The sequence below is a fragment of the Okeania sp. SIO2B9 genome, from assembly GCF_010672505.1.
Lineage (GTDB): Bacteria > Cyanobacteriota > Cyanobacteriia > Cyanobacteriales > Microcoleaceae > Okeania > Okeania hirsuta.
Genome location: NZ_JAAHGK010000552.1, coordinates 1 through 4,740 on the forward strand (window position 1 = coordinate 1; position 4,740 = coordinate 4,740).

The window sequence follows — 4,740 nt, forward strand, 5'->3', positions numbered from 1 at the left end:
ATCAGAGAATCACAAAACAGCCAGAAGAAGACCAGGATAATATTATTAATGTTGAGGGTAAATATACTAATAATCAAGCAGAAGAACCAGGTATAGAAAAACCATTACTTGCCCCACAAAAATCACCAGAATTATCAGACTATCGACAACAATATGATGCAGAATTAGAAGCTTTTGAAGACTTACAAAATATTTTATTTGGCTCTCAATTAGCTAGGTTAATTCGGAAACTAAATACTAGCCAGGGAGTAAAAAAATTTAATTATAATCAAGATGAATTCAATAATGTACTAACTCCTTTATTCTCACAAAACTTACAATTAGGTCAAACAGAAGCAGAAGTCATAGAGACAATTGCCCCAGTTATTGATCGAGCTATACAAAAAAGATTTAGACAAGACCGACAGGCAATAACTTCATCATTAGCACCATTATTAGCACCTTCAATAGAAACACAAATCAAACGAGAACCTCAAGCAATGGCAGATGCAATAGCACCAATCATAGACATCATTATTACTAAAAAAACAGAGCAAGACCAACAGGCAATAACTTCATCATTAGCACCATTATTAGCACCTTCAATAGAAGCACAAATCAAACAAGAACCTCAAGCAATGGCAGATGCAATAGCACCAATCATAGACATCATTATTACTAAAAAAACAGAGCAAGACCAACAGTCAGTTAGTGAAGTATTAGCACCATTATTGCCAGTAGCAATTTCTTCTGCCATACAGAATTATCCCCAAGAAATTGCCAAAGCATTAGCACCAGAAATGGGAGCAGCAATTAGAGAACAAATTAGAATAGATCCGCGACAAATTTCTCAAGCATTAGCACCAGAAATGGGTAGAGCAATTAAAGATCAAATTACTTTAGAGCCAAATTCTATAGTAGATGCTTTATATCCTGTCATGGGCAGCACCATTTCTAAATATATGACACAAGAAATTCGAGAAATTAACGATAAGATTTCAGAAACGTTTAGCTTCAAAGGAATAAGACGCAAAATTCAAGCAATTTTCCAAGGAGTTTCAGAAGCAGAATTAATCATATCAGAAGTAATGATTTTTACTGTCCAAGCTGTGTTTCTCATCCACAAAGAATCTGGCTTAGTAATTTCTGAAGTTCAACATTCTCGACAAGATAGATTGGAATCAGAAATGCTAGCAGGAATGTTAACAGCTATTCGGAGTTTTGTGAATGATTGTATTGCTCAGTCTGGAGATTTTTCTGAACTAAATGAAATTGAATATGGGGATTCAAAAATTATCTTAGAAGTTGCGGGATATTGTTATTTGGCTGTAGTAATAAGAGGGCAAACAAACAAATCGTTTATCAAAGAATTACGAAAAATACTGAGCAAAATTGTTATTGATTATGGTAAATATATTAAAATTTTTGCAGGAGACCCTGATACTATTCCTGCCTCAATTCAGTTGTTATTAAAATCATTAATGGATATAGAAAATGTACAAGAAAATCAGAAATTACAAATTTCTAAACCTCCCACTGCCTTGTTAATAGTTTGTGGATTAATTTTGAGCCTAATATTCATACCTTGGGGTATCTATCAGTATTACAGTAGACTTTATCGTGGTATTGAAGCAAGAACTAGGGAAGCTTGGTCTAATATTCCAGAGTTAGCTATTTATAGAATAGGTGCAAAAGTAAAGCGAGGTTCCTTAATTCTAACTGGACAACTGCCAAATCAAAATCTACGAAATAGAGCAGCAAAAATAGCTAAAAAACAAGCTAGTCCCTACAATTTAGAAGTACATAATCAAATAACAGCTGTTAGAAGACCACAGGACGCTTCAGAAATAAGCGATGAGGTAGATAGACTTACAAGAGTATTAAATCAAATGGAAGGTGTGTCCATCAGCACTGAATATGGAGAAGGTAGAGTTACAGTCAAAGGAACAGTGATGGATATGGCAGATTCTCAGATAATTATTCGTAAAATTGAGCAAGTTCCTGGAGTAAAATCAGTAATCAGCACAACTAAACTCAGCCCACTTAAACTGAAAACTCGCATCTACTTCGATCTGGGTTCAGCCAAACTTCACCCTGTCTATATAGACACAATGGCCCAGATTCAAGAATTTCTTACCCAATATCCTCAAAAACATCTTAGAATAATAGGTCATACAGATCGTACTGGCAGTTCCAATATTAATGAGCAGTTGGCCCTTGAACGGTCATATACAGTTAGGGATGCTTTGGTAAAACAGGGAGTGGATGCCAGACGATTAGAAGTAACTGGACAAACAAACTCGCCTCAAGGTGTGGAGTACAATCAACCACTATTATTGAGTAGGTGCGTAACATTTGATTTGTTTGAACCAAGTGAAAAAGACAACTAGCTAGAAATATGATATCGAAAAAAATTTGTCTTGTTGGTGATTTTGGTGTGGGAAAAACTAGTCTTATTCGTAAGTTTGTCGATCGACAGTTTAGTGACCAATATCTTTCTACGGTAGGGGTAAAAATTTCTCGTAAAAAAGTTGATTTACCCAAAACAGATGTAGAAAAAAATAATGTTTTGCAGTTATTAATTTGGGATTTAGAAGGTCATACTAAATTTAAGGCGATCGCTCCTAGTTATTTACAAGGAGCTAGTGGGGGAATAGTTGTTGCAGATGTCACTCGTGAAGAAACTATCAAAAATATTTACGAAAGATTAGATTTATTTTTATCAGTAAATCCTAAGAGTGTAGCTATTTTGGCTTTAAATAAATCTGATTTAGTTGATGCAGAAATAATCAATCAACTATTATCAAAATTCGAGGATCAGGAAGATGAAAGAGTGATAGCGACATATTCTACATCAGCTAAAACTGGGGAGAATGTAGATGAAATATTCGAGAAATTATCATATAGAATGCTAGAAAAAATAGGATGATTAATGAAGTCAGAATTATAAATTCTGAAGTTATTTTTGTAACAGAGATTTGAGCAAACCTCCAAAAAAAATTGGCCTTAAAAGGCGAGGTTGCGCGACCCAATTATTTTGATAAAATTATCTATCTCTATGCAGAAATAAATGATAAAAATTACCGATAAATTGTGGTCTAAAGCCTCCCTTTTCAACTATGCTTTATCAACATTTTTTTTTAGATAAAACTTGACAAAATAGACAAGTTATGTGCATGTCTTGGAGCGACTTTTTTAGAAGAGAAGTATATTGAAAAATACATTTTTTTGAGAACTGTAGACAAGATTTTTGCCCCCCACACTCCCCACAAGGTTTTCAGGAGTTCCTTATCAGGGATAGCTTTTTAAGGGGATAAAAAAATAAATAGAATATTCCTGATTTCAAGCCTCCTTATTGCATAAGCTTCCTTATTGCATAGGTACTATTAGTATGGTTCCTCCTGAGGAGGCTAACTGATAACTGATCACTGATAACTGAAATAACCCATGATTAACCTATTAAAAAAACTTTTAGCATATCGTCAAACTGAGTATTTGATAATTAATTCCGAGTTAAAAATTTTAGAGGTATCTTATGGGTTAAACAAATTTTCCGCTCCTCCAAAATTAGCAGTTTTAGGTGAAGATATTCGTCATAGTTTTCCAGAATTAGCAGGAGTTGAAGAGCTTCTGGAGGAAGTGATTAATGGGCAAAAAGAAAGTTTTGAATATGAAGGAGTAGCTAGGTCTTTGGAAGAGAAATCTCCTCTGTATATCAATATATCTATAATTGCAGATTTTAATGAAAATTGTCTAGAAAAAAACTTAATAGTATTAGTCGAAGATGTAACGGAAAAAATGGTAATGCAGCAGAAGTTAGTTCAAAATTCAAATGAATCTAATCTTTTATTAAGTTCTTTAGCTGCTTCTGAGGATTATATCAATAAAATTATTACTTCTATGGCGGATGCTTTATTAGTAACAACAAGTGCGGGGATAATTAAAACTGTTAACCGTGCAGCAGAAATTTTGTTTGATTATACAAAGGAAGAATTGGTAGGTCAAAATATCTCTATGGTTATTCCCAAAGAAGAATTACTACATAAAGCACGCCAAAAATATATATTTTTAAAAGAACAAATTTCTCAAGATATAGAATTAATTTGTCAGAATAAAATAGGAGATAAAATTATTGTTCAACTTTCTTGTTCGGTTATTCAAACCAATGTAGAAGGAATATATAATTTTGTTTATATAGGCAGAGATATTACAGAGCGCAAAAAAGAGGAAGAAGAAATACGTCAAGCTTTAGAACAAGAACGAGATTTAAGAGAACTAAGGGGTCGTTTTTTTTCAATGGTGACTCACGAATTTGGTAATCCTCTAAATACAGTATTATTATCTACTCAATTACTCAGATCCTATGACTCGGAAATTACTGAAACTGAAAAAGACCAATATTTAGTATATATTGAAGAGTCTACACAAGAAATGCTTGAATTGTTAAATGATGTCCGATTTATTGGTAAAGCAGATGCTGGAAAATTGAAATATAAACCAGCACCTGTGGATTTGATTAAAGTTTGTTCTCATATTACTGAATCTATCAAAATTACTGCTAGCGATAAACATATAATAAATTTCAAAATTCACAAAAAATTTCAACATAAATCTCAAGCTAAGTCGAAAAAGAATGATGTGATGTTCTTCTTAATAGATGAGAAATTAATTCGGCATATCTTAAATAATTTATTATCAAATGCTATTAAGTATTCACCTACAGGAGGGAAGGTGAATACTTAATAGCATTTGATAATAAAT

At 33.0% G+C, this 4,740-nt stretch carries 3 protein-coding genes; all 3 read left to right on the forward strand.

Annotated features, from left to right (window positions below; genetic code table 11):
* Positions 1 to 2,369 (forward strand): OmpA family protein (locus F6K13_RS18935; RefSeq protein ID WP_287288005.1); only part of this gene is annotated, 2,369 nt, incomplete at its 5' end.
* A gap of 8 nt (positions 2,370 to 2,377) precedes the next feature.
* A complete protein-coding gene (locus F6K13_RS18940; protein ID WP_287288007.1) occupies positions 2,378 to 2,908 on the forward strand; it encodes a Rab family GTPase in 531 nt (176 codons plus the stop codon).
* A gap of 518 nt (positions 2,909 to 3,426) precedes the next feature.
* Positions 3,427 to 4,722, forward strand: coding sequence for a PAS domain S-box protein (locus F6K13_RS18945; RefSeq protein WP_287288008.1), 1,296 nt, complete (start codon positions 3,427 to 3,429; stop codon positions 4,720 to 4,722).
* Positions 4,723 to 4,740 lie beyond the last annotated feature (18 nt).

Excerpts from the sequence above, each read along its gene's own strand:
- F6K13_RS18945 (WP_287288008.1), top strand. The coding sequence starts at position 3,427 with ATGATTAACCTATTAAAAAAACTTTTAGCATATCGTCAAACTGAGTAT.
- F6K13_RS18940 (WP_287288007.1), top strand. The coding sequence starts at position 2,378 with ATGATATCGAAAAAAATTTGTCTTGTTGGTGATTTTGGTGTGGGAAAA.